This window comes from Stenotrophomonas sp. I18B00994, assembly GCF_014145825.1.
In the GTDB taxonomy this organism is placed as follows: domain Bacteria; phylum Pseudomonadota; class Gammaproteobacteria; order Xanthomonadales; family Xanthomonadaceae; genus Stenotrophomonas; species Stenotrophomonas maltophilia.
The window spans coordinates 41,562-64,958 of sequence record NZ_JACIUW010000014.1; the positions used below are offsets into that span (position 1 = coordinate 41,562).

A 23,397-nucleotide genomic window follows, 5' to 3' on the forward strand; every position below is an offset into this window, starting at 1 on the left:
GTTGGTCCGCACGCCCTGCAACAGGTAGTGCCGGCCGCATCCACCCAAACAGCTGCGCGGCCTAGATCTCCAGCGCCAGCATCCGCACGCCCTCCGACAGGTAGTGCCGGCCGCTGGCCGGCAACCTCATGAACCTTCGACAGGAACCTGAAATTGCCGGCCAGCGGCCGGCACTACCACCTGCTGCGCCCACCCGAACCGCTGCGCGGCCCGGATCTCCAGCGCCACCAACAGCGCGATGATCAACAACGGCAACAGCAGCCCGAAGTACACGCCGGGCATCATGCCGTTGATCTGCGCCTTCACCAGCCGCAGCACACCACGGGTGTGCAGCAGCTCATCCACATGCATCGTCAGCGCTTCACGCATCACCTTGGGTTCCAGGCCGAGGGTGCCGGCCTTGTCCACCAGCGTGTCTTCCACCATGCCGCGCAGCAGGCCTTCGCGCACCTTGCCGATCACCCAGCCGGTGCCGCGTGCCAACGGGCCGTTGCCAAGACGATCAAGACCGGGCAACGGATGTTCGCTGAGGTAGGCCAAAGCGATGGTATCGGCCACGTCGTCCACCGTGCCCTGGCTGCGCAAAGCCTCGCGCATGCGCGGGTCGTCCAGCGAGTCGGTGAAGCCCTCGCTCCAGCCTTCCACCAGGGTCTGCAGGTGCGGCTGGAAATGATCGAGCTGCTTGAACAGCGCGCGGTGCGCACCGGCGGTGAAGCCAAGCTGCAGCCCGAAGAAGGCGGTGGCCAGCGGCAGCACCACCACATAGCTGGCCAGCAGCCAGTGATGCCAGCGCTTGCGCCGCTGCAACCAACCCCGGCGGTGCAGCCCGCGCCAGGCGAGGATGCCCAGCACCAGGCCAAACAGCGTACCGAGCACGCTGCCGCCCAGCAGATCGAGCACGCTCAGGCCCGACCAGAATTCGTTCAACCAGTACTGCGCGTCCTGCATGGGTCTTCCTTCCGTGGTTGCGGCTGCGCCTCAAACACCAGCCAGTAGAGTCGACTGTTAGTCGACTATCGCGCGCAGCGCGGGGGTTTCCCGTATCGCGCCAAGAGCAGTCGACTAACAGTCGACTCTACCAAACGGAAGACCGCCGCTCCGGAACACGCCAAGCAATGCGACAATCGCGCTCCTTTCCTGCAGCAACGAGGCCCACATGGCCAAACTGACCCTGGCCAGCGTGGATGCGCTGCGTACCCGCTTTGCCGATGACGCCGCCTGCGATGCGGCACTGGCCGCCTTCGCCGACACCGCCGCACTGCGCACGCCGCTGCGTGAGCTGGTGGAGGCACAGCACCGCTACCTGCAGGCCGAATTCGAAGTGGCGCAGGTGGCCGATGTACTGCGCCGCGACCAGAAGTACGCGCCGGTGGGCCGGCCGTCGGTGCACATCGTGCAACTGCGCAAGCAGCAGGCCGCGACCAAGCAGGCGGCGCTGATCGCACGCCAGGTGGTGGCGCAGGCCGCACAGACCTTCGTGCGCGTGAGCGGGCTGGCAGTGAAGGCCAAGCAGAGCCCGAGCGAAGCGTGCGTGGCATGGTTGGGCGCATTGCGCTGAGGGATCGTGCGGACCAACGGTCCGCACCCACCAGATGCAGGCCGGCTCTACCGGCACCCAGAAAGAAGGCCCGCTTTTCAGCGGGCCTTCTGCCTTCTCACGACGAGTGAGCGGGGTGCATCAAGCCGCCGGCTTTTCGCCGGTGGCTTCGGTGGTGATGCGGATCTTCACTTCATCGCTGACGTTCGGGGCATACGCGCCGACGCCGAAATCGCTGCGCTTCAGGGTGGTGGTGGCATCGAAGCCGGCGGCCGGAACCTTGGCCATCGGGTGCTCGCCGCCGCCGTTGACGGTCACGTCCAAGGTGACCGGCTTGGTGATGCCCTTGATGGTCAGGTCGCCGGTGACGGTCAGCTTGTTGGTGCCGGCCGCTTCCACCTTGGTGCTCTTGAAGGTGGCATCGGCGAACTTGGCGGCGTCGAAGAAGTCGGCGCTCTTCAGGTGCTCGTCGAACTTGGCGGTGAAGCTGTTCAGGCCGCTCAGCGGCAGCTTCACTTCCACGGTGGACTTGGTCACGTCTTCGGCGTTGTACACCAGGGTGCCTTCAACGTTGCCGAAGTGCGCGCTCGGATTCGAGAAGCCGAAGTGGCTCCACTGGGCCAGCACGTCGGTGTGGCTCGGGTCCAGCTTGTAGGTGCCCGAGGCGATCTTCATCGCTTCGGCGGCCGGCGCGGCAGCGGCGGCATCGGCGGCCGGGGTGGCGGCCTGCTCGGTGGTGGCCGGGGCGGCGGCATCGGCAGCCGGGGCAGCGGTGTCGGCCGGCTTGGAGCAGGCGGCGATGGCCAGGGTCAGGGCCAGCGGCAGCAGCAGTTTACGGGTGGCGCTCATCTGAGGAACTCTCCGGATCGTAGGGTGGGTACACGGTGCAGCAAGAGCCTGCCACGGGACAGCAGGCCCGAAACCGATACAGCGACTTACGCGATGCGCGCCGCTTCGTCGAACGACAGGCGCGGCAGACGCGGGAACAGGCCCGCCGGGTCACCGTAACCCAGGTTGACCAGGAAATTCGACTTGATCGAAGTGCCGGCGAAGAAGGCTTCGTCGACCTTGGCCGGGTCGAAGCCGGACATCGGGCCGGCATCCAGGCCCAGCGCGCGCGCGGCCAGGATCAGGTAGGCGCCCTGCAGGCTGCCGTTGCGGAGGGCGGCTTCGTGGCGGCCTTCCTGCGGGCCGTCGAACCAGGCCTTGGCATCGGTGTGCGGGAACAGGTACGGCAGCTTCTCGTGGAAGTCCAGGTCGAAGCCGATGATGGCGGTGACCGGAGCGGCCATGGTCTTGTCGTGGTTGCCTTCGGACAGGGCCGGGGCCAGCTTGGCCTTGGCTTCCTTCGAGGTGACGAAGACGAAGCGGGCCGGCGTGGTGTTGGCGGCGGTCGGGCCCCACTTCACCAGGTCGTACAGTTCCTGCAGCAGGCTGGCCGGGACCGGCTTGTCGAGGAAGGCGTTCTGGGTGCGGGCAGTACGGAACAGCTGGTCGAGGGCAGCAGCGTCGAGCGCGTGGGACATCGGTGGATCTCCAGGGCGGCTAAGGGAAGTCAGTGCCCGCGGGCGGCGCGGGGCGAAACGACGAGCCGCAGTGTAGAGTGTCGCGACTGTTGCAACACCCAGCAGGGCTGAAACGAATTAATGCCAATGGTGAAACGATCGAGCGCGCCATGGACGGTCACTGACGGCCGTGCGGGCAATGTCCGCCAGGCGGTCGCGCTGGCCTCGGCGCTGCGCCAGGGCACCCACCGACCGCTGGTCCTGCAGCCCCGCGCACCCTGGCGCTGGCTGTCGCCGCGGCGGCTGCCGGGTGATGTGAATGGCTACGGCGAGGCCTTCGCGACACTGGCCGCCGAGGCCCCGGCGCTGGCGATCGGCTGTGGCCGCCAGGCCGCCGGCGCACTGCGCGTGCTGCGCGCACGTGGCAGCCAGGTGGTGCAGATCCTCGACCCGCGCATCGGCGCACGCCACTGGGATGTGGTGGTGGTGCCCGAACACGATGCCCTGCGTGGCAGCAACGTGCTGACCCTGCTCGGCAGCCTCAACCCGGTGGACGACGACTGGCTGGCCTGGGGCCGCGCCGCGTTCGCCGGCTTCAGTACCTTGCCCGGCCCGCGCACCGCGTTGCTTGTCGGTGGACCGACGCCGCTGGCGCCGTGGGATGAAACGGCGATGGTGGGCGTGTTCCAGGCGCTGGCCAGGCAGATCCGCAGCGAAGGCGGCAGCCTGCTGGCGACCACCTCGCGACGCACTCCGCCCGCCCTGGCCGAGATCCTGCGCGCGACGTTCGCCGACCTGCCGCATGTGATCTGGGGCGACGGCGGCGATGGTACGAATCCTTATGGCGGCCTGCTCGGCTGGGCCAACCGCGTGGTGGTTTCGCCCGATTCGGTGAACCTGCTGTCTGAAGCCTGCGCCACGCGCATGCCGGTGATGGTGGCGCTGGCCGATACCGCGCAAGGCCGGCTGGCGCGCTTCCAGCAGCAGCTGCGCGAGCGTGGGCGGCTGCAGGCGCATTGGCTGGACTGGCAGTACGACCGCATCGAACCACTGCGCGAGACCGCGCGGGTGGCCGCGGAAGTGAAACAGCGTCTGGCATTGGGGTAGTGCCGGCCGCTGGCCGGCAATGCTCTACGCGCTACCGAAGATCCTGACGTTGCCGGCCAGCGGCCGGCACTACCGGGTGCGCAGCGTTTTCTGAACATTTCGATCCGACTGTGCGGTTAGAGTCCAGCGTCCCCCATCACGCTGAACGTCTTCATGCGCACCCTGCTCCTGCTGCCTCTGGCCCTGCTCGCTGCCTGCTCCACCACGCCCACCGAGCTGGATCCGATCTCGTATCAATGCCAGCAGCAGCTGGACGCGTACCGCGAACAGCCGGCGCTGCGCGATCCGAAGACTGGCCAGCGTCCGCCGCTGCCGGTGGCCCCGATCAGCGACGCCTGCGACAAGGAACTCCAGCGCAAGGGCCTGGACCGCCTGCTGCGCTGACCGGCGTATGATCGGCGCGCTGGCCTGCCCGCCGTTGAAGGTATCGACATGGATTGTTTCTCCCGCCTGCCCCGCGCCGCCCTGCTGATCGCCAGCCTGCTGGCGACCGCACCGGCATGGGCCAACAGCACCGAGTGCCGCGAACGCTACCCCAGCGTCGCCTCGCAGGCGGCGATGCTGGACGTGGCCTGGACCACCGCCGAGCGCCTGGATGCGCTGCCCGATGTGGACGTGGTGGTCGCCGCACGTGGCGGCCAGGATCTGAGCCGCTACGGCCTGCGCCACAGCCACCTGGCCTTCCTGCTGCGCGAGGACGATGGCCGCTGGCGCGCGATGCACCTGCTCAACCGCTGCAAGACCGACAGCTCGCAGCTGTACCACGAAGGGCTGGGCAACTTCGTCGGCGAGAGCGGCGGGCATACCGACCTGCGCATCGGCGTGCCGTCGGCGCCGCTGCGTGCTGCATTGAAGGCGATGCTGGTGTCGCCGTCGATCCAGCCCAAGGCGCTGCACGAGACCAGGTACAACGTGGTCGCCTACCCGTTCGCCACCGACTACCAGAACTCCAACCAGTGGGTACTGGAGGTGCTGGCGGCAGCGATGGCACAGGCCGACGGTGCGCCGGCCATCGTCAAGCGCGAACAGGCACAGCAGTGGCTGCGCCAGCAGAAGTACCAGCCCAGCGTGCTGCATATCGGCCTGGGCAAGCGCGTGGGTGCACGCCTGTTCATTGCAAACGCCACCACCACCGACCACCCCGCCGGCGAACGCATTTCCGGCAACTATTCGGTGGTGACGGTGGAATCGGTATTCGACTTCCTGCACCAGCGCAGCCAGCTGCAGCAGGAACTGGTGATCCCCCATGTGCCGGTGGCCGGTGCTGCTGCCGCTACACCCTGAATCCCGCGAGGAGAACGACATGCGTCCGCTGCCTGTTTCCCTGATGTCGATGGTGATCATTGCCGGCCTGCTCGGCGCGAACACCGCCCATGCCGAACGCCGCATCATCATCCTGCAGGACCCGGGCCCGCAGGGGCCGAGCCTGGAAATGTCCGCGCCCCTGGTGGCTTCCGCGCGCGCCGCCGCTGCCAAGGAAGCCCGGGATGCCGGGCTGCCGCCCGGCCACGGCGCATCGGTGAAGCTGCCGCAGATGCAGGTGAGCGCCATCGCCACCACCGTCGACGGCCGCCGCGAAGTGCTGCTGCGCGATGCCAACAACCCGCAGAACACCGCGTCGATGCAGTGGCCGAAGCGCCCCGGCGATCCCGCCGTGCAGTTCACCGTGGGGCAGACCGTGAACTTCGAGCCGACCGGCACCGACCAGGGCTGGCAGGTGAAGGACAACCAGGGCCGCCCGCTGGAATACCTGCCCAAGGCCACCGGCCCGCGCGACATTTTCGATACCCGGCGCTGAGCCGCCGCCCCCACGTTGACCAGGAGGTCTCCATGTTCCGTTGCCTGCGCATTCCCGCGTCCGCCCTGCTGCTCTCGGCGCTGCTGGCGCCCACTGTCCATGCTGGCGCCGCGCCGCAGTTGAACAGCAGCGAGGCCAGCGTGATCGTGACGTCGTTCGTGGTGCTGTCGTTGCCACTGGCGGCCTCGATGGGCTTGTCAGAACTGTCCAAGGCGCCGTTCAAGGCCAGCGAACGCAACGGCCGGGCCACGCGCACCAAGGCAGTGCCGCTGCCGCCGATGGAGGTGAAGAAGGTGGAGACCACGCCGGAGGGCGAGCGCCAGGTACAGCTGCAGGTGCCGGACAAGGCCGACCAGACCGCCACCCTGCGCTGGCCGGCGCACGTGCACGAAGACCAGGCGGCAGGCTTCGTGGTCGGCCAGCAGGTACACTTCGACCCCACCGAAGCCGGTGCCGGCTGGACCGTGAAAAGCGCGCAGGGCCAGGCACTGGCTTACGTGCCCACCGCCTACGCCGCTGGCGACGTGATGAGCGAAGCGCTGTAAAGCTGAACGACCGGTTTTGGCTTTGCCGCGGGCCGGGCGGATAATGGGCGATCCCCTTTGTCCCCCTGGCTCGCCATGTCCGTGCGTCCTGCCCCTGTGTTTGCCCCGCTGACCGCCCGCGCCCTGGTGCTGGCGGTACTGGCGATGGGCTCGGTGGTGCTGCTGTCCAACGTACTGGTGCAGTACCCGATCAACGATTGGCTGACCTGGGGTGCCTTCAGCTATCCGGTCGCGTTCCTGGTCAGCAACCTGATCAACCGCCGCTTCGGCCCGGGCCCGGCGCGCCGCGTGGCATGGATCGGCTTCCTGGTGGCGGTGGTGTTGTCGGTGTGGGTGGCCACGCCGCGCATCGCCGTTGCCTCGTGCTCGGCCTTCATCGTGGCGCAGCTGCTCGACATCACCGTGTTCGACCGCCTGCGTCGTGGCAGCTGGTGGCGCGCACCGATGGTGGCCACCACCTGCAGCGCGACGGTGGATACCACCATTTTCTGGTCGATCGCGTTTGCCGGTTCCGCCCTGCCGTGGGTGAGCTGGGCAGCGGGCGACCTGGCGGTGAAGCTGGCGATCGGCGTCTGCCTGCTGGCCCCGTTCCGCGCGTTGTTGTGGAAGATGGCGCCGCTGCGGGCCACCAGCTGACCGCACATGCTCTGGTAGGTGCCCACCTTGGTTGGCACGCTGTTGCCGGGGGGGTATGAACGCTGACGGGTTGTGCCAACCAAGGTTGGCACCTACCAACGGCAGGTCATCGCCAGGCCATAGCTCTGGTAGGTGCCAACCTTGGTTGGCACGCTGTTGCCGGGGTCATGAACGCTGATGGGTTGTGCCAACCAAGGTTGGCACCTACCAGAAGCAGGCCATTGCCCAACCATCGCTGCCGGTCAGGCGAACGGCAACTCCGCGGCTCTGCACGCTGCCGTAATCGCGGCACACGCCTCTTCAATCGCAGGCGTGGTCGGCGCCAACCGCGGGCGCCGATCCAGCGTGCAGGCCAGGCCCACGTCCAACAGCGTGGCATGTGCCCCGTGCAGTGCCTGCGCGGTCGCATCCGGCAGGAAACCGACAACCGCCAGCGCATCGATCAACGACGGCGTATCGCGAGGCTGCAGCAACGCCACGTGCTGCGCACTGCGCGCCAGCACGCCGGTCTGCAGCAGGAACTCCAGGTCCACCACGCCGCCGGCACCCTGTTTGAGGTCCAGCCGCGCGGCATCGCTGCGGTCCAGTTCGGTGCGCATGCGGCCGCGCATCTTCAGCACGTCGGCATACAGCACACCCATGTCGCGCTCACGCCCCAGCGTCTGCGAACGCACCCGTTCGAAATCGGCGAGCAGGCTGGCATCACCGGCCACGCCGCGTGCGCGCACCAGCGCCTGGTGTTCCCAGGTCCACGCACGTTCGCGCTGGTATTCGGTGTAACTGGCCAGCGAAGACACCAGCGACCCCTTGCCGCCATCCGGGCGCAGGCGCACGTCGATGTCGTACAGACGGCCGGCGGCGGTGACCGCACCGAGCAGCGCCATCACCTTCTGCGCCAGCCGCGCATACCAGCGCCCCGGTTCCAGCGGACGTGCGCCATCGCTGGCCTCCACGCCGGCCGGATTGTCGTGCAGGAATACCAGGTCCAGGTCGGAACCGAAGCCCAGCTCAAGCCCTCCGAGGCTGCCGTAGCCGATGATCGCGAAGCGCCCACCAGGAATCACGCCGTGTGCCGCACGCATGTCCGCTTCGGCCATCGCCAGCACGGTGGTGACCACCGCCTGGGCCAGCTCGGCCAGTTGCCGGGTGCTGTCCACCGCGCCCTGGCGGCCATCCAGCGTAGCCATCGCCATGCGGAAGCTGAGCGCCAGCCGCGTTTCGTTGAGCCAGCGCAGCGCGGATTCGGGATCCTCCACCGCCAACACCTGCTGGCACTCGGCCAGCATGCCGGCGGCATCCGGCATCGGCCCGGACACGCGTACGTCCAGCAGTTCGTCCAACAGCAGCGGATACGCCGCCAGGCGCTCGGCCAGCAGCGCGCTGCGCGCCAGCACATCCACCAGCCGCGCCAGCGCACTGGGCTGCTCGTCCAGCAGCGCGAGATAGCTGGTCCGGCGCAGCACCGCCTGCAGCAGGCCAAGCACACGCTTGAGCGCGGCGTCGGGTTGTGGCGAGCGCGTGGCCGCATGCAGCAGTGCCGGCAGCACGCGATCCAGCCGCGCACGCGCCGCATCGGACAAGGACTTCACGCCGGTGCCCTGGGCGAAATCACGCAGCGACTGGTCGGCGCCGTTGGCATCGAGGAAGCCGGCTTCGGCCAGCAGCGGTGCATTGCTGCCTTCCGGCAGGCTGCGCCAGTAATTGGCCAGCGCGTCGGGCGCGGCCTGGCCCTTGCGCGGCGCCAGCAGCGCGGCGAATTCAGTACTGACGCGCTGCTGCTGCTCGGCCAACGCCGCGCGCAGCACGTTCCAGTCCGCATAGCCGAGGCCGACGGCAATGCGTTCGCGGTCCAGCGCGTCGCTGGGCAGTACGTGGGTCTGCGCGTCGCGCAGCATCTGCAAGCGGTTCTCCAGCCGGCGCAGGAACAGGTAAGCCTCGCGCAGTGCGGCGCCATCCTCGGGCGCGATCTGTCCGGCGGCGACCAGTGCATCCAGCGCCACCAGCAGGCGACGCTCGCGCAGTGCCGGTTCACGGCCACCGCGGATCAGCTGCAACGCCTGGCACAGGAATTCGATTTCGCGGATGCCACCGGCGCCACGCTTGATGTCCTCGTGCAACTCGCGGCGCGCGACCTCGGCGGTGATCGCTGCCTTCATTTCGCGCAGGCCATCGAGCGCGGTGAAATCGAGGTAGCGGCGGTACACGAACGGGCGCAGGGTCTGCAGCCACGCTTCACCGGCGGCGATGTCGCCGGCCACCGCGCGCGCCTTCAGCCACGCGTAGCGTTCCCAGTCGCGGCCCTCGCGCTGGAAATACTGGTCCATCGCCGCGAACGACAGCGCGACGCGGCCGGCGCTGCCGAACGGGCGCAGGCGCAGGTCGACACGGTGGCTGAAGCCATCGACGGTGGTTTCGTCCAGCAGCTTGGCCAGGCGCTGGCCGAGGCGGGCGAAATACTCTTCGGCGGCCAGCGCGCGCGCGCCGTCGGATTCGCCGCCGTGCGGGTAGGCGTAGACCAGGTCCACATCGGAACTGAAGTTGAGCTCGCCGCCGCCGAGCTTGCCGAGGCCGAACACCACCAGCTGCTGTGGGGTGCCTTCGCCATCGCGGACCACGCCGTGGCGTTGGGCGAATTCCTGCTGCAGGGCGTCCAGTGCCAGCCGCAGGCAGTCTTCGGCCAGGGTGGTGGCGCCGGCGAGGGTCTGCGGCACGTCGTCGAGGTCGGCCAGGTCGCGCCAGATCAGCCGCGTGGACATGGCGGTGCGCCAGCGCCGCAGCTGTGCCGGCCAGTCGCTGGGCTGTAGCGGATCGAGCACCGGCGCCGGGATCGGCGGGCAACCGGGCGCGGCCAGCTGCGCCAGCAGCGCCGGTTGCCGCACCAGGGTGTCCAGCGCGAAGTCGCTGGTCACCGCCAGCCGGGTCAGCAACGGCAGCAGGTCGGCCGGGATGGGCTCGGGCAGGACCTGGGCCAGGCGCGCCAGGGCGCGGTCGACAAGAGGCTGCAGGGAGGCGGGCAGATCAGCGGGGGCGAGGGTCATGGGCTGATTGTATCGACCCGGTCGGGACGCAACGGACCCGGTAGTGCCGGCCGCTGGCCGGCAACCCCGGTAACCTTCGGCAGCATCATCGGATCTGCCGGCCAGCGGCCGGCACTACCAAGTCAACGGATCTGCCGGCCAGTGGCCGGCATTACCAACAATGGAGGCCGCGTATTCATACTGGGCGACAGGCAATAAAAAAGCCCGCTTGCAGCGAACTGCCAGCGGGCTCTGCTCCCTCCCCCACGTCGGGATGCAGGGCCATCGTGCGGGCTGCGAAAGCACTTTGCACGCTGCACTGCAAAACAAAACCGACGGGTTTGGGTGAGCCCCCGGGGAAAAGCCATTCCACGAAGGTAGAACCCCCCGTACGGATGAGGATGGCCGATAATCGGAATTCCCCCCAGCAACACGTGTCGTCATGTCTGTTGATCGCATCGCCAACGCGCGTCTCCGTGACCGCGTGGTCTCCGCAGAGGCCGCAGCCGCGCTGATCCAGCCCGGTGAAACCGTGGCCATGAGCGGCTTTACCGGCTCCGGGTATCCCAAGGCCGTTCCCGTCGAACTGGCCCGCCGCATCGAAGCGGTGCATGCCCAGGGCAACCCTTTCCAGATCAAGCTGATGACCGGCGCCTCCACCGCGCCGGAACTCGATGGCGCGCTGGCCAAGGCCGATGGCATCGCCATGCGCATGCCGTTCCAGAGCGACCCGGATGCGCGCAACCGCATCAACGAGGGCAAGCTGGACTACATCGACATCCACCTCAGCCACGTTGCCCAGCACGTGTGGTTCGGCTTCTACGGCGAGATCGATACCGCCGTGATCGAAGTCTCGGCCATCCGCGAAGACGGCTCGCTGGTGCCCTCCACCTCGGTCGGCAACAACAAGACTTGGCTGGACCTGGCGAAGAAGGTGATCGTCGAGGTCAACGAATGGCAGCCGGCCGGCGTCGACGGCATGCATGACATCTACTACGGCACCGCGCTGCCGCCGCACCGCAAGCCGATTCCGCTGGTGAACGCCAACGACCGCATCGGCGACACCGCGCTGCGCTGCGACCCGGACAAGATCGTGGCCGTGGTACGCACCAACGGCCCGGACCGCAACAGCCCGTTCAGCCCGATCGATGCGACCAGCGAGCAGATCGCTTCGCACCTGATCGAGTTCCTCAAGCACGAAGTGAAGAAGGGCCGCCTGCCGCCGAACCTGTTGCCGCTGCAGTCGGGCGTGGGCAACATTCCCAACGCGGTGCTGGCCGGCTTGGCCAAGAGCGGTTTCCGCGACCTGGCCGCGTTCACCGAAGTGATCCAGGACGGCATGCTCGACCTGCTGCGCGACGGCGTGCTGAGCTATGCCTCGTGCACGGGTTTCGCGCTGAGCCCGCAGGCCAACGAGACGTTCAAGGAGAACATCGATTTCTACCGCGAGCGCATCATCATGCGCACGCAGGAGATCTCCAACCATCCGGAACTGGTGCGCCGCCTGGGCTGCATCGGCATGAACGGCATGATCGAGGTGGACATCTACGGCAACGTCAATTCGACGCACGTGATGGGCACGCGGATCATGAACGGCATCGGCGGTTCCGGCGACTTCGCCCGCAACGGTTTCCTGTCGGCGTTCCTGAGCCCGTCCACCGCGAAGAACGGCACCATTTCGGCGATCGTGCCGATGGCCAGCCATGTCGACCACACCGAGCACGACGTGTCGGTGATCGTCACCGAACAGGGCCTGGCCGACCTGCGTGGCCTGACCCCGCGCAAGCGCGCGCAGGTGCTGATCGACAACTGCGCGCATCCGGATTTCCGTCCGCAGCTGCAGGACTACTTCGACCGTGCCAGCCGCGAAAGCTACGGCAAGCACACCCCGCACCTGCTGCCGGAAGCGCTGTCGTGGCACCAGCGTTGGCTGGATACCGGAACGATGAAGGGCTGATTGCGTTGGGGGTCAGAGCCCTTTTCTGCCAGAAAGGGATCTGACCCCAGCTACGGAATCGGGTAGAGCCGGCCGCTGGCCGGCTTCCCCAACAGCCGGCCAGCGGCCGGCTCTACCTTCACGCGATGCGCAGGCTCGCCAGCGATTCGGCCTGCAGCCGCTCGTAGATCTCGAACTCGTCATGCACCGCCACGCCCAGCGCCTGCTCGAAGGCCTCGCGGTTGGCATGTGCGGCATAGGCGCGCTGTTCTTCACCACCCAGGTTCGACTGGAAGATGCCCGCGGCACTGACCGGCAGGAAATCCTCATAGACGATCGGGTCGGCCGTGGCCAGGCCGGCGGCCACCAGCACTTCAGCCGGCAGATCCGCCACGCGCTCGGGCGCGGCACGGCCGGCGTCGGTCAGCTGGTAGCGGTAATAGCCCAGTCCTTCCTGGCGCAGCGTGTCATGGTCATCCGGGAAGCTGGCGAACACCGCCTGCAGGCGTTGGCCGTAGTCGCCACCGGTGCTGCCTTCGCCACCGGCATCGCGGGCCTGCGACAACAGCTGGTCGTACAGCGCGCGGCCCTTCGGGGTCAGCGCAAGGCCGCGCTGTTCGATCTCGCCGAAGCGCGCGGTATGGGTGCCGGCATCGCCGCCTTCGCCGCCCGGGAAATGCACGGCCTCTTCCAGTGCCTTGAAGCTGGTCTGGCGCAGCAGGATCGGGCAGGCGCGGCGCGGCGGGCCCTCGATCACCGCCTTGGCCGCCATGCCGTGTTCGATCATCGCCGCCTGCGCAGCGTCGATGTCCAGCGTGCGCGGGGTCAGGTGATTGATGTGCGGGCCACGGAAACTGACTACGTCGGCCACCAGCCGATGCGCGTTGTGCAGCGCGTGGTAGGTCGGCAGGTCGACCGTGGCATCGCCGTGCCAGCGGAAGGTTTCAAGTGCTTCCTCGACGAAGCGCTCGGCATCGGCCTGCGCCAGGCCACCGTCACGCTCGGCCTGGTCGATCAGCGCCAGCGCGCCCTCGGTGAAGATGCGGCGGCCTTCGAGGATGCGCGCGGACTCGGCACGCAGCGCTGCGTCTTCGATCAGCTCCAGACGCAGCAGCGAGGTGAACACGCGGAACGGATTCTGCGCCAGCGCGAGGCCGGTGAGCGGGCGGAACGCGGTGGAATGCACCGGCACGCCCGCGACCGACAGGTCGTAGTAGCCGACCGGGTACATGCCCATCACGGCGAACAGGCGGCGCAGCGTCGCCAGCTCCTGCGCGGTGCCGACGCGGATCGCGCCATGGCGCTCTTCGTCCAGGCGCGCACGCTCGTCGTTGCGCTGCAGCTGCGCGGCCAGCGCCGGATCCTGCTCCAGCACCTGCGCGTTGATCCGCTCCACCAGTTCCACCAGCGTGCCGTACAGCGGCACTTCGGTGCGGTACATGCGGGACATGGCCTGTGCGAACAGGCGGCGGATCACATCAGGCGAAACCAAAGAGGCGCTCATCAGTCACTCGATTACGGGAACGGGGGAACAGCTCGGACCCGTATTGTCGCCGGAGCGCGCGGTGGCGGCGATATGCAGAGCAACATGAAACAAACCGGTAGTGCCGGCCGCTGGCCGGCAATCTCCGGATGCCTGGAAGGGTGCGATTGCCGGCCAGCGGCCGGCACTACCGCTTGAGCTGGCGCTTCAGGGTGGCATCCAGGGTGATCGGACGGTCCCAGTGCTGGTAACTGGCCACGATGGCGTGGCGCACGGCACGGTAATGCAGGTTGTCCGGCCTGGTGGGCATCCGCTTTACCACCACTTCCCAGCCGCCGTCCGGGTCCTGGCTGAAGGCGCGCACGCTGTCGCGGCAGGTCTGGCCACTGGCCTTGGCCCAGAAGCAGGCGAAATAGATGTCCCCGGCCTGCCAGCCATGAGTGGTGAACAGCGCGCTGATGTAGCCACGGGGCACGTCGGCATAGCGCGATACCTCATCGAGAAAGGCATCCGGGTAGCGTTCGGCGTAATGGTTGATGTCCTGCAGCTGGGCATCAACCCAGCTGTCGCCGGTTGCCACCTCATACACAGCCGAACGCTCGGCGGTCTGCTGGGCCAGCACGGTGGCCGGCGCCAGCAGCAGGGACAACAGCAACACGCGCAGTCGGTAATTCATGCCCCGATTCTGCCGCAGCCGCCGGGCCCTGTCAGGCCGCCGCAGCGGCCTTGGCTTCGATCGCCGCCAGTGCGGCCGGCCAGTCGTGGGCGGTATCGGCGGTGACCATGCGAGGTTCATCGTCGGCCACGCCGTGCTGGGTCTCGTGGGCCCAGGTCACCGCGTACGGGGTATGCACGCCCCAGCCACCCAGGGTAACCACCGGCTCGATGTCCGAACGCAGCGAGTTGCCGACCATCACGAAGCGCTGCATCGGCAGGTCGAATTCGGCCAGCACGCGGGCGTAGGTTTGCGGGTCCTTCTCCGAGACGATCTCGATGCGCGGGAACAGCTCGCCCAGGTTGGCGACCTTGATCTTCGCTTCCTGGTGGAACAGGTCGCCCTTGGTGATCAGCACCACCGGGTAGTGCTCGGCGATGGCCGCCACCGCTTCGCGCACACCGTCGATCAGCTCGACCGGGTGGCGCAGGGTGTCGTGGCCGATATCGAGGATGCGCTGGATGTCCTTCGCTTCGATGCGCTGGCCGGTGATGTCGATGGCCGCTTCGATCATCGACAGGGTCATGCTCTTCACGCCGTAGCCGAAGGTGCCCAGGTGGCGCTGCTGCACTTCCAGCAGGTGGCGCGCGGTCTGGGTGTCATGCACGTCGACGTAGCGCGACAGCAGGTCAAGGTAATCCTGCTCGGCCTTGCGGTAGTAGTCCTCGCTCTTCCACAGCGTATCGTCACCGTCAAAACCGACCAGGCCGATGGCGCGCGACGGCGCAGGCGTGGAGGTGTTCATCGGCCAAGGATACAGGGGTGGCGATGACGAAAAAAACCCGGGCGGCCGAAGCCGCCCGGGTTCCCATACGCCCCGATGCAGGTCTTACCTGCCCTGCGCACCCTGCGCTGCGCCGCCGGCGCCGGCCTGCTGGGCGGCCACATAGGCCTTGTACTCATCGGCGCTCAGCTCGCCGTCCTTGTTGGTGTCAGCCTGGTCGAACACCTGGGCCAGGCCCGCGTTCACCTGCGCCTCGGTCTTGCTGATGGTGCCGTTGCCATCGGTATCGATGCTGGCCCAGGTCTGGCCACCGCCGTTGGCCTGCGCCGATGCGGCTGCGGCAGCGTTGGTCGCCTGGTCGGCGGCCTGGCCGGCCTGTGCAGCCGCCTGCTGGGCCTGTGCGGCCTCGTTCTGCGCATGCGCCGCCTGCTGCTTGGCCGACTGGGCCATCGCCGGAATGGCCAGCACGCTGCCAGCGGCGACGATCAGGGCGATCAGGGGCTTGCGGTTGCGAATAGTCATCAGGGGTGTCTCCTGCCAATTGGGTGGTGTTGCGCGGCGTGTTGTCTCCGCACGGCACCTACCCTGCCACGCCGTTTCTGAATCGATTTTGCCCCGCGACCCGCGTCAACACGCACCATTAACCACTCGCCCCCGCGCATGCATTAGCACGGTGGTTAGCAGCAAGTGAGCAGCTCATAAGATGCGCATTCAGCGCTGCCGGATTTAACCGGCAACCAACGAAAAACCTGCTTCAGTCGACGGTTTTTTCCGATGACCGCGAACTGAACAACACCCAGCCGAGCGCAACACCGGCGAGCGCACCGGCGATTTCCAGCACCACGCGGCTGCCGAGTTCGTTCGGATCGTGGATGGTTGCCAGGAACAGGCGCGCGTACAGCGGCGACTCCAGCCGCACGATGCCCATGTAGAACAGCTTCCATGCATCGATGCCGGCGGAGATGATCACGGCGATGACACAGGACCACCCGATCGCGTGACCCGCTGTCCAGTGCAGGAGCCGGCACAGCTGCGACCACAGGAAGTACACCAGCAGCCCGACCAGCAGGGCGATGGCGCCGGCTTCCAAGGTACCGAGCAGGCCGAAGTGCAGAGGAAGGTTCATCGGGTGGGCAGGGATGAAGAGGCGGCCAGTGTAAGGGATCTGCCCCGGACCCAATCCGGTAGCCACAGTAGATCCACGCCATGCGTGGATGAATCTCCATCGAGATCGAATATCGCGACGATTGAACAAGAAGCAGCCGACGAACAAAGAGCAGCCGAGTATGGGCTCGGCTCTACAACGGACCGCGCGGGAAACTGTCAGAGGCTGGGCGGTGCCGGAGTGCGGGGTGTCAGCCGCATGGATGCGGCTGCCAAGCCTCCATGGACGGATTTACGGCGTCCCCGCACTCCGGCACCGCCCAGCCAACCCACGGAACGCACGCTGTTGCTGTTGCGTCTGATGTTGCCGGCCAGCGGCCGGCACTACCGCGGGTGCAGGGCGCAGCCCTGCCGATACCACCTAAAGCACTGGCACGTCGTACGCGGTGCCGGGATCCGGTTCGGGCTGCAGAGTGTAATGCCACCACTCCTGCGGATAGTTGACGAAGCCACGGCGCGCCATCGCCTGCACCAGCTGCTGGCGGTTCGCCTGCTGCACAGTGCTCAACCCGCTCGTCCGGGTATGCGCGCGCGGGCCGAAGAAATCGAAGTCGGTGCCCATGTCCAGCGGCGTGCAGGCGCCAGTGCGGCAATCCAGCAGGCCAAGATCAACCGTGGCGCCACGACTATGGCCAGAGCGCTCGGCGATGTAGCCGTCGGCCAGCAGCCGTGGCTTGTCCAGGTCCGGGTACTGCTGTGCCTTGCGCGAGAGTTCGCGCGGATCGTTCACCCAGGCCATGAAGGCCTGCACCGAGCGCACCGGCCGGTAGCAGTCGTAGAGGCGCAGGCCAAAGCCCTGCGCGCGCAGATTCTGTTCTACCTGCGCCAGCGCTTTCGCCACGGGCGCCAGCAGGTAGCAGGACGGCGCCTCATAACCGGGCACGCGCGCGCCGGTGAAGTTGTTGGCATTGGCGTATCGGATGTCCATGTCGATGCCTGGCGACAACGTGCGGATCTCCACCAATCCGGCGCTGGCCGCATCAGTGGCCGGCGAAACGCGCGGTGGCTCAGCGGCGTTGGCGGTCGCCGCCAGGGCAGTCGCCAGTACGAGTGAAATGCAGGTCCTGGAAGTCATAGCTGAAGTCGATGTCAGGATCGATGGCGCGCAGGTCCAGTGTCGGTGCCGGGCCCTCGCCCGGCTGCAGCCACGCCTGCGCCTCGTCACCCAGCGTATCCCAGCGCAGAAGCCAGCGCCCCTGCAGTTGCAGCACGGCCGCTTGCAGCCTGGGCGACTTGTCCACGCTGAAGCGCAGGCCATCCTTGCCCGGGCACAGCGAAGCCGGGCCCAGCCAGGGGTCGGAGTAGCGGCCCTGCCAATGCGGCAGGTCATTGCCGCGTGCCGGCTGTGCGGCGGTGGTCGCTGGCCGTTGATGGCCAGATGCTGACTGCGCTGCCCGGTCAGCCTTCAGTTCGGCCAGGTACTCCATCGCAGGGCGCGCATCGTCTGGTGCGGTGAAGCGCTTCAGCGTGGCCTGCATCAGCGCCGTGCGTGCATCCTCGCCTTCGCCGTTGATCAGCATCACCACGCCGACCCTGCGGTCAGGAAGCAATGCCAGCGACGAGTACATGCCCGACAACGTGCCGGTATGCGCCACCTTCCACTGCCCGTCCATGTCCGACACCCGCCAGCCATATCCATAGCCGTAGAAATGCGCGTTGTCCCAGCGCCGCTGGCGTTCACCCAACGGCATCGGCATGTGCAGGGTCCACAGCGTGCGCCGCTGCTCGCTGCCCAGCCAGTCCGGCACCAGCGCGGGATCGAGCAGCACCTGCATCCAGCGTGTCATGTCGCCCAGCGAACAACGGATGCCTCCCGCCGCCATCGAGGGCAGGTCCGGGCTGATCGCAGCATCGGCGTTCACCACCTCGTTGCGTTCACCACGCCAGGCATGCGGCTGTGCCACGTTGCCCACGCGTTTCACCGACCACGCACCCACCTGGCAGCGCGTCATGCCCAGTGGTTCGAACACCTGCTCGCGCATCAGCTGGTCATACGGCTTGCCACCCGCTGCCGCCGCCACTTCGCCGGCCACCACATACATCAGGTTGTCGTAGGCGTAGTGACTGCGGAAGCTGCTGACCGGCTTGAGATGCGCCAAGCCGGCGATGATGTCGGCGCGGGTGAACGCGTTCGGCTCCGGCCACAGCATCAGGTCCCCGGCGCCCAGGCCAAGGCCACTGTTGTGGATCAGCAGGTCGCGCACCTGCATCTGCTCGCCCACCCACGCATCATGCATGCGGAAACCCGGCAGGTGTCGCTGCACTGGATCATCCCAGTGCAGCGTGCCCTGCTGCACCAGCCGCGCCAGCAGCGCGGCGGTCATCGCCTTGCTGTTGGAGGCGATCTTGAACAGCGTGTCCTCGTCGATGCGGCCGCCATCGCCACGCGCGCCCTCGGCGTGGCGATAGACCACCTGCCCGTTGTCGACCACCGCCATGGCCAGCCCGGGCAGATGCTCGGCCCGGACCACGGTCGCGATGTCGGCCTCGATGGCTGCACTGTCGACCGACGAAGCGGACGGTGCGGCCAGTGCCGCCGCGAGGATCAGCAGGTGGTGCATGCGGGCAGCCCCTCCATTGCCCGCGCCGTCACGGTGGACGGCGCGGATCGTGGCCTCAGAAGTTCCAGGTCACCACCAGCTGGGTGTAGCGCGGTGCCTGCCAGCGCGTACCGGTAGCGAACGTCGCCTCGCGATACTGGCCGGGCTGCGCCTCGTAGCGCTGGTGCACGTTGATGGTCTTCTGGTTGTTGAACAGGTTGTACACCGACAACCGGGCGCTGAGGTCGATGCCCTCCACCGGCAGGCGCCAGGTCACGTTGGCGCCCATGGTCCAGGTCCACGGCAGGCGACCAAACGCGCCGCGCGGGCTGTACTCGAACTGGCGCTGGTTGTACGGGCCCGAACAGTTGGCCACGCACAGCCAACCGGTGCCACCACCACTGCCTTCACTGGACGTGCTGCCACCGGCGATGGAGTCGTTCGGCCACATCACGCCGTAGGCGGTGATCGGGCCACCGGACTGCACCTGCAGCGTGGTGCCGAACGACCACTGCTTGTTCAGCGCATACGCGGCACGCAGCTTGAACTGATGGCGGAAATCGTTGAACAGAACACCATAGCGTTCATTGGTGGCCGGGTGGTCCCAGAACTGCACCATGCCGGTGTCGCCGTAGTTGGTATCGGAATTTACCGGGCCTTCGAAGTTGCCCTCGCTCTTCGACCACAGGTAGGACGCGTTGAACATCCACTTCTCGTCCCAGGCGCGGTCGATCTGGAACTCCAGCGCCTTGTAGGTGCGCTTGGGCTTGGAGTAACCGATCACCTCGCCACTGCCGCCCTTTCGATAGCCGCTGTTGGCGGTGTCGATGGTGATCCAGCCTTCGTTGGCGCAACCGATGCTCTTGTCGCCCCAGATCGTCAGGCTCTCGCCCGGGTTGGCGATCGGCCACAGCGTGCTGGGGGTCGGGCCGCACGGGGTGTAGTTGATGCGGATGTCATCCAGTGCGCGGGTCATGCGCCGGTAGGTGGCATTGACGCCCCACGACCAGGCCTGGTTGATCATGTTCTGGAAGCCCAGGATGTATTCGTCCTGGTAGACCGCCTTCAGGTCGCGGTCCACGCTCTGGCGCAGGTCGGCACCGCCGGTGTTCATGCGGGTGTCGGTCGGCCCGATCTGCTGGCCGACGATCGGTGCCATGTACGGCGAACCGGTCGGCGAGGTTTTCTGCTCCCAGCCGTTCAGCACGTAATAGCTGTATTCGTCGGTCAGGCCACCGGCGAAGTTCACGTTGATGTTGTTGGTGACCGGCAGGTAGTAACGGCCGGCGTTGCCGAACAGCTTGGTGCTGCCATCACCGCGCATGTCCCACGAGAAGCCGACGCGTGGCGCGATCAGGTCGTCCATCTTGATGAACGCCTTGCCGGCGGCGGTGCGGTTCTCGAAGCGGTCCCAGCGCACGCCGAGGTTCAGCATCAGGTTCGGGGTGATGTTCCAGATGTCTTCCAGATAGAAGGCATTGGCCTCGGTCTCGAAGGTGCCGCCGGAGCGGCGGTTGCGAGCGCGCAGCATCTCGGTGACGCCAGCCGGTACGTAGGCGTTTGCGCCATCCCACACTTCATCGCCGGGGCGCGCCACGTAGGCGGTGTAGCTCAGCTCGGTCGGCCCTGGATAACGGGTGGACTGCTTGGTGGTCATCAGTTCGCGGTCGACACCGAAGCGCAGCAGGTGATCACCGAGCTGCCATTCGAAATCCAGGCGCGCGACATCGCGGGTGTCATCGCGCTCGGCCACCGCCGCACCGGTCGGGTGGCAGCCCGCGCGCAGCCCCTGCAGCTTGCCCAGCCGCGGGCCGTAGGTGCTGTCGGTGAACACCGGGCTGCAGGCCTGGTCCAGCGACGAATTGGTGAAGGCACGCTGCTTGTTCTGGCCGACCATGGCGCGCGCGGTGAAATTCTGGCCGAAGTGGCCGGTGTAGGTGGCCGACCAGTTGCGGCCGCCGGTCTCGGTGACCGAGTCGCCGCCCCAGGAACCGATCCGGTCCGCATTCCAGTTGTAGCCGTACGACGCGTTGGTGACATCGCCCTCGTCGGAGAACGCCAGCAGCGCCAAGCTGTGGTTGTCGTTGATGTTCCAGTCCAGCTTGGTGCCCCAGAAGCCGTTGCCGGAGTCGTTCTTGAACCAGGTACTGCCATCGGACGAGGTGTTGTGGCCCTTGTCGCTGCGGTCCTCGTACATCGCGAACAGGAACAGCTTGTCCTTGACGATCGGCCCCGAGCCCCAGACGTTGGTCTTCAGGAACGAGTTGTTGTCGCGGCTTCCGTAGGAATGCGGGGTGCCATCGCGGTGGAAATGATCGCCGCCACTGGCGCGCCACGCACTGGGCTCGGCGGTGACTTCAACGCCGCCTTCGAACTCGTTGCTGCCCGAACGGGTCACTGCATTGATCACGCCACCGGTGGAGCGGCCGAACTCGACCGAGTAGCCACCGGTCTTGACCTGGAATTCCTTGAAGAAGGCGAACGGCGCGGTGCTGAAGCCACGACGGGTATACATGTCGGTGACATTCAGGCCGTTGATGAAGACCGCATTCTCGGCCACCGATGAACCGGCGAACGACAGGCCTCCGAATGACGAGTTGCCGCCGACCACGCCCGGCGCCATCAGCGCGACCGCGGACAGGTCCTGCGCCACCGGCAGCCGCGAGATCTCCTGGCGGTTGATGTTGAACGAGGTTTCGGTGGAGTACACATCCACGCGGTTGACCACGCGGGTGCCAACCACCTGCAGTGCATCCAGGTTGGTGACACCGCCGCCGCTGCCCAGGTTGACCGTGGTGGTACCGCCGACGGCAACGCTCACCGATACCTGGTCGCCCAGCTTCTGGCCATCGCGGCTGAGCTGCAGCTGGTAGTCGCCCACCGGCAGCTGGCCGAGGCGGTAGCTGCCATCGGCGCCTACGGTGACGGTACGGGTCAGGCCGGTGCTGCTGCTGACCACGGTCACCTGGTCACCGGCGGTTGCACGGCCGGCGACTGCACCGCTCACGTTCTGTGCCATCGCGATGCCGGGCAGCACTACGCCCAGACACGCCCCGAGGGCGACGCACAACGCCGCCCGCTTGATGCTGTAAGCCTTCATCCCCTGCTCTCTCCTGCAAGAATTGAATGGTGTGGAATGCGATGTGTCGCGCTAGCGTTGCCTGGCTGGCAGTACCCGCCACTGGAAGTCGTAGGTCCATTGGTCGAAGTACAGGTTGCCGCCTGCCCACTCGGCCTCGCCACGCTGCGAGTCGACCGTTTCCGAGCGGAAGTGCTGCTTGGCCGGCACCAAGGGCTGGCCGAAATCGTCGTTGAAAGCAATGCGGTAGCCGTCGAGGCCACCCAGATAGAAATCGCGCAGGGCCGGCACATCGCTGGCAAGCGCGCCGGTGGTCACGTCCATCGGCAGCCAGCCGTATGGCGCCAGGTAGACCTGTCCCCAGTCATGCAGGTTGTTGTAGCCGCTGCCATCGTCGGAGAACACCATGCCCGACTGCCAGCGTGCAGGAATGCCGTTCATGCGCAGCAGCGCGATAAGCAGCAGGGTCTGCTGGCCGCAATCCGCATGGCCGGCGCGCAGCGCATGATCGCTGATGTTGCTGAGCGTCGAGTATTCGCGCGCACCGGCCCATGGAATGCGGTCCACGGCGGCAAACAGCTTGCGCACCACTTCATAGGGGCGCGTCTCGCCCTGCAGCACCTGGTCGGAGAACAGCTTCAGCGCCGGGGTGAAGCGCACATGCGGCAGCTGCTCGGCCAGATAGGGCTTCAATGCGGGATCATTCGAGGTGGCCAGCACCTTCGCGGGATCGATCGCGGTGTGTCGCGCGAAGACCGTTACCGCATAGCGTATCTCGAACCGGGTCGGCTTGCCGGCTACGGCTTTGGCTTCCAGGTAGGCCGTGCGCTGCAGGGTACTGGCCGGTGCCACCCGTGCCTTGGCCGGGGCGCTGCCCAGCCACTGCACCTGTTCCTGCTGGCCGGGGATCTCGCGCGGGTATGGAATCCAGGCGCGTACGGTTTCACCCGCCGGGACGGCATCGGCTTTCACCGTGAGCGACTGGGTGAACTCAATGCGCTGCGGCAGTACGGACGCCTGGCCACTCTGTTCGGCTGCGGCAAGCACGCGCGCGTGGTGCGCGTTGAGCACTTCGTTCGGGCCCGGCGCCGGCATCGGTGCATCCGCGCGGCGGCGTTCGCGTGCTTCGTCACTGAGCAGGAACAGGTTCGACGGTGCGCGCTTGAAATACCGACGCGTACCATCGATATCGAGATGCTCGATCAGGCCGAGTTGATCCCAGCGCGCGAACTCCTCGTCGGTCAGGTCGGGAATCCAGCGGCGCACGGCCGCCTTGGCGGCGGTTTCGTCGAGGGAAAAATCCAGGCGGATGCGGCGCATGCGTTCTTCCTGGAACGCGATGTCGTCGAAACTGACGCCAGGCTCCGCCGCGTCGGCGGCCGACCAGGTGTTCAGTTCGCTGTGAGCTTCAAAGAACCGTCCCGCGTCGATCATCTGCACGACGCGCGCAAACTGGACGGCCGAGGGCGGCGGTTCCGCTCCCGCCGACCACACCCACAGCAGCAGCGCGGCACACAGGCCGGCAGCAGCAGGCAGACGCGGTTTGCGAAAGGCAGGATCCACAGCGACACTTCCCCAGCGCGGGTGGTAACGGCTGTGTAACACGGGCCG

The 23,397-nt window shown here is 67.1% G+C and carries 21 protein-coding genes; 8 read left to right on the forward strand and 13 right to left on the reverse strand.

All coding sequences use genetic code 11. The features are described 5' to 3' along the window. Nucleotides 1-126: 126 nt before the first annotated feature. Entirely contained in the window at nucleotides 127-948 is an 822-nt protein-coding gene (locus H4O10_RS15500; protein ID WP_049453013.1) for a hypothetical protein, read from the reverse strand. A gap of 208 nt (nucleotides 949-1,156) precedes the next feature. Here H4O10_RS15500 and H4O10_RS15505 point away from each other — a divergent pair, with 208 nt between their 5' ends. Next, on the forward strand, nucleotides 1,157-1,558 hold the full coding sequence (locus H4O10_RS15505) for a hypothetical protein (protein ID WP_049397243.1): 402 nt from the start codon (nucleotides 1,157-1,159) through the stop codon (nucleotides 1,556-1,558). A gap of 120 nt (nucleotides 1,559-1,678) precedes the next feature. On the opposite strand, the gene H4O10_RS15510 is transcribed toward H4O10_RS15505, so the two are convergent. Together H4O10_RS15510 and H4O10_RS15515 are read right to left on the reverse strand one after the other, a co-directional pair. Next, nucleotides 1,679-2,386 carry a YceI family protein gene (locus tag H4O10_RS15510; RefSeq protein WP_080353435.1) on the reverse strand — a complete coding sequence of 236 codons (708 nt, stop codon included), beginning with the start codon at nucleotides 2,384-2,386 and terminating at the stop codon, nucleotides 1,679-1,681. A gap of 86 nt (nucleotides 2,387-2,472) precedes the next feature. Beyond that, the gene (locus H4O10_RS15515) at nucleotides 2,473-3,063 is read right to left on the reverse strand and encodes a malonic semialdehyde reductase (protein WP_005407836.1); all 591 of its coding nucleotides are present in this window, start codon (nucleotides 3,061-3,063) and stop codon (nucleotides 2,473-2,475) included. 126 nt (nucleotides 3,064-3,189) lie between these two features. On the opposite strand from H4O10_RS15515, the gene H4O10_RS15520 reads away from it, so the two are divergent. From H4O10_RS15520 to H4O10_RS15545, 6 genes are all read left to right on the forward strand, one after another. Further along, nucleotides 3,190-4,149, forward strand: a complete 960-nt coding sequence (locus H4O10_RS15520; RefSeq protein WP_049453011.1) for a mitochondrial fission ELM1 family protein — start codon at nucleotides 3,190-3,192, stop codon at nucleotides 4,147-4,149. 153 nt (nucleotides 4,150-4,302) lie between these two features. Beyond that, nucleotides 4,303-4,533 carry a hypothetical protein gene (locus H4O10_RS15525; RefSeq protein ID WP_049453009.1) on the forward strand — a complete coding sequence of 77 codons (231 nt, stop codon included), beginning with the start codon at nucleotides 4,303-4,305 and terminating at the stop codon, nucleotides 4,531-4,533. Nucleotides 4,534-4,581: 48 nt separating this feature from the next. Beyond that, complete coding sequence (locus tag H4O10_RS15530) at nucleotides 4,582-5,433, forward strand: DUF2145 domain-containing protein (RefSeq protein WP_049453007.1); 852 nt, start codon at nucleotides 4,582-4,584, stop codon at nucleotides 5,431-5,433. A gap of 19 nt (nucleotides 5,434-5,452) precedes the next feature. Continuing rightward, entirely contained in the window at nucleotides 5,453-5,947 is a 495-nt protein-coding gene (locus tag H4O10_RS15535; protein WP_049453061.1) for a hypothetical protein, read from the forward strand. Nucleotides 5,948-5,979: 32 nt separating this feature from the next. Continuing rightward, nucleotides 5,980-6,492 (forward strand): hypothetical protein, encoded by a 513-nt coding sequence (locus H4O10_RS15540; RefSeq protein ID WP_033833660.1) that lies wholly within the window; start codon nucleotides 5,980-5,982, stop codon nucleotides 6,490-6,492. A 75-nt stretch (nucleotides 6,493-6,567) separates the two neighbouring features. Then, nucleotides 6,568-7,128, forward strand: a complete 561-nt coding sequence (locus tag H4O10_RS15545; RefSeq protein WP_049453006.1) for a queuosine precursor transporter — start codon at nucleotides 6,568-6,570, stop codon at nucleotides 7,126-7,128. A 242-nt stretch (nucleotides 7,129-7,370) separates the two neighbouring features. Here the strand turns inward: H4O10_RS15545 and glnE are convergent, their stop codons facing one another. After that, complete coding sequence (gene glnE / locus H4O10_RS15550; RefSeq protein WP_049453004.1) at nucleotides 7,371-10,166, reverse strand: bifunctional [glutamate--ammonia ligase]-adenylyl-L-tyrosine phosphorylase/[glutamate--ammonia-ligase] adenylyltransferase; 2,796 nt, start codon at nucleotides 10,164-10,166, stop codon at nucleotides 7,371-7,373. Nucleotides 10,167-10,587: 421 nt separating this feature from the next. Between glnE and H4O10_RS15555 the strand changes: the two genes are divergently transcribed. Then, complete coding sequence (locus tag H4O10_RS15555; protein WP_005407828.1) at nucleotides 10,588-12,102, forward strand: acetyl-CoA hydrolase/transferase family protein; 1,515 nt, start codon at nucleotides 10,588-10,590, stop codon at nucleotides 12,100-12,102. A 118-nt stretch (nucleotides 12,103-12,220) separates the two neighbouring features. Here the strand turns inward: H4O10_RS15555 and H4O10_RS15560 are convergent, their stop codons facing one another. The 9 genes from H4O10_RS15560 to H4O10_RS15600 form a co-directional block, all read right to left on the reverse strand. Then, on the reverse strand, nucleotides 12,221-13,585 hold the full coding sequence (locus H4O10_RS15560) for a VOC family protein (RefSeq protein ID WP_033833658.1): 1,365 nt from the start codon (nucleotides 13,583-13,585) through the stop codon (nucleotides 12,221-12,223). 166 nt (nucleotides 13,586-13,751) lie between these two features. Then, nucleotides 13,752-14,240: a hypothetical protein gene (locus H4O10_RS15565; RefSeq protein ID WP_033833657.1), complete on the reverse strand. Its 489-nt coding sequence runs from the start codon at nucleotides 14,238-14,240 to the stop codon at nucleotides 13,752-13,754. A 31-nt stretch (nucleotides 14,241-14,271) separates the two neighbouring features. Then, entirely contained in the window at nucleotides 14,272-15,024 is a 753-nt protein-coding gene (locus tag H4O10_RS15570) for an HAD family hydrolase (RefSeq protein ID WP_033833656.1), read from the reverse strand. An 84-nt stretch (nucleotides 15,025-15,108) separates the two neighbouring features. Then, nucleotides 15,109-15,525 (reverse strand): EF-hand domain-containing protein, encoded by a 417-nt coding sequence (locus H4O10_RS15575; protein WP_005407824.1) that lies wholly within the window; start codon nucleotides 15,523-15,525, stop codon nucleotides 15,109-15,111. 232 nt (nucleotides 15,526-15,757) lie between these two features. Then, complete coding sequence (locus tag H4O10_RS15580) at nucleotides 15,758-16,129, reverse strand: hypothetical protein (RefSeq protein WP_012478956.1); 372 nt, start codon at nucleotides 16,127-16,129, stop codon at nucleotides 15,758-15,760. A 399-nt stretch (nucleotides 16,130-16,528) separates the two neighbouring features. Further along, the gene (locus H4O10_RS15585) at nucleotides 16,529-17,242 is read right to left on the reverse strand and encodes a M15 family metallopeptidase (RefSeq protein ID WP_033833654.1); all 714 of its coding nucleotides are present in this window, start codon (nucleotides 17,240-17,242) and stop codon (nucleotides 16,529-16,531) included. Beyond that, nucleotides 17,175-18,728, reverse strand: coding sequence for a serine hydrolase domain-containing protein (locus H4O10_RS15590; RefSeq protein ID WP_049453470.1), 1,554 nt, complete (start codon nucleotides 18,726-18,728; stop codon nucleotides 17,175-17,177). The genes H4O10_RS15585 and H4O10_RS15590 overlap by 68 nt, the downstream gene beginning before the upstream one ends. 55 nt (nucleotides 18,729-18,783) lie before the next feature. Next, nucleotides 18,784-21,807, reverse strand: coding sequence for a TonB-dependent receptor (locus H4O10_RS15595; RefSeq protein ID WP_012478953.1), 3,024 nt, complete (start codon nucleotides 21,805-21,807; stop codon nucleotides 18,784-18,786). A gap of 51 nt (nucleotides 21,808-21,858) precedes the next feature. Continuing rightward, nucleotides 21,859-23,349: a transglutaminase-like domain-containing protein gene (locus tag H4O10_RS15600; RefSeq protein WP_088470126.1), complete on the reverse strand. Its 1,491-nt coding sequence runs from the start codon at nucleotides 23,347-23,349 to the stop codon at nucleotides 21,859-21,861. Nucleotides 23,350-23,397 lie beyond the last annotated feature (48 nt).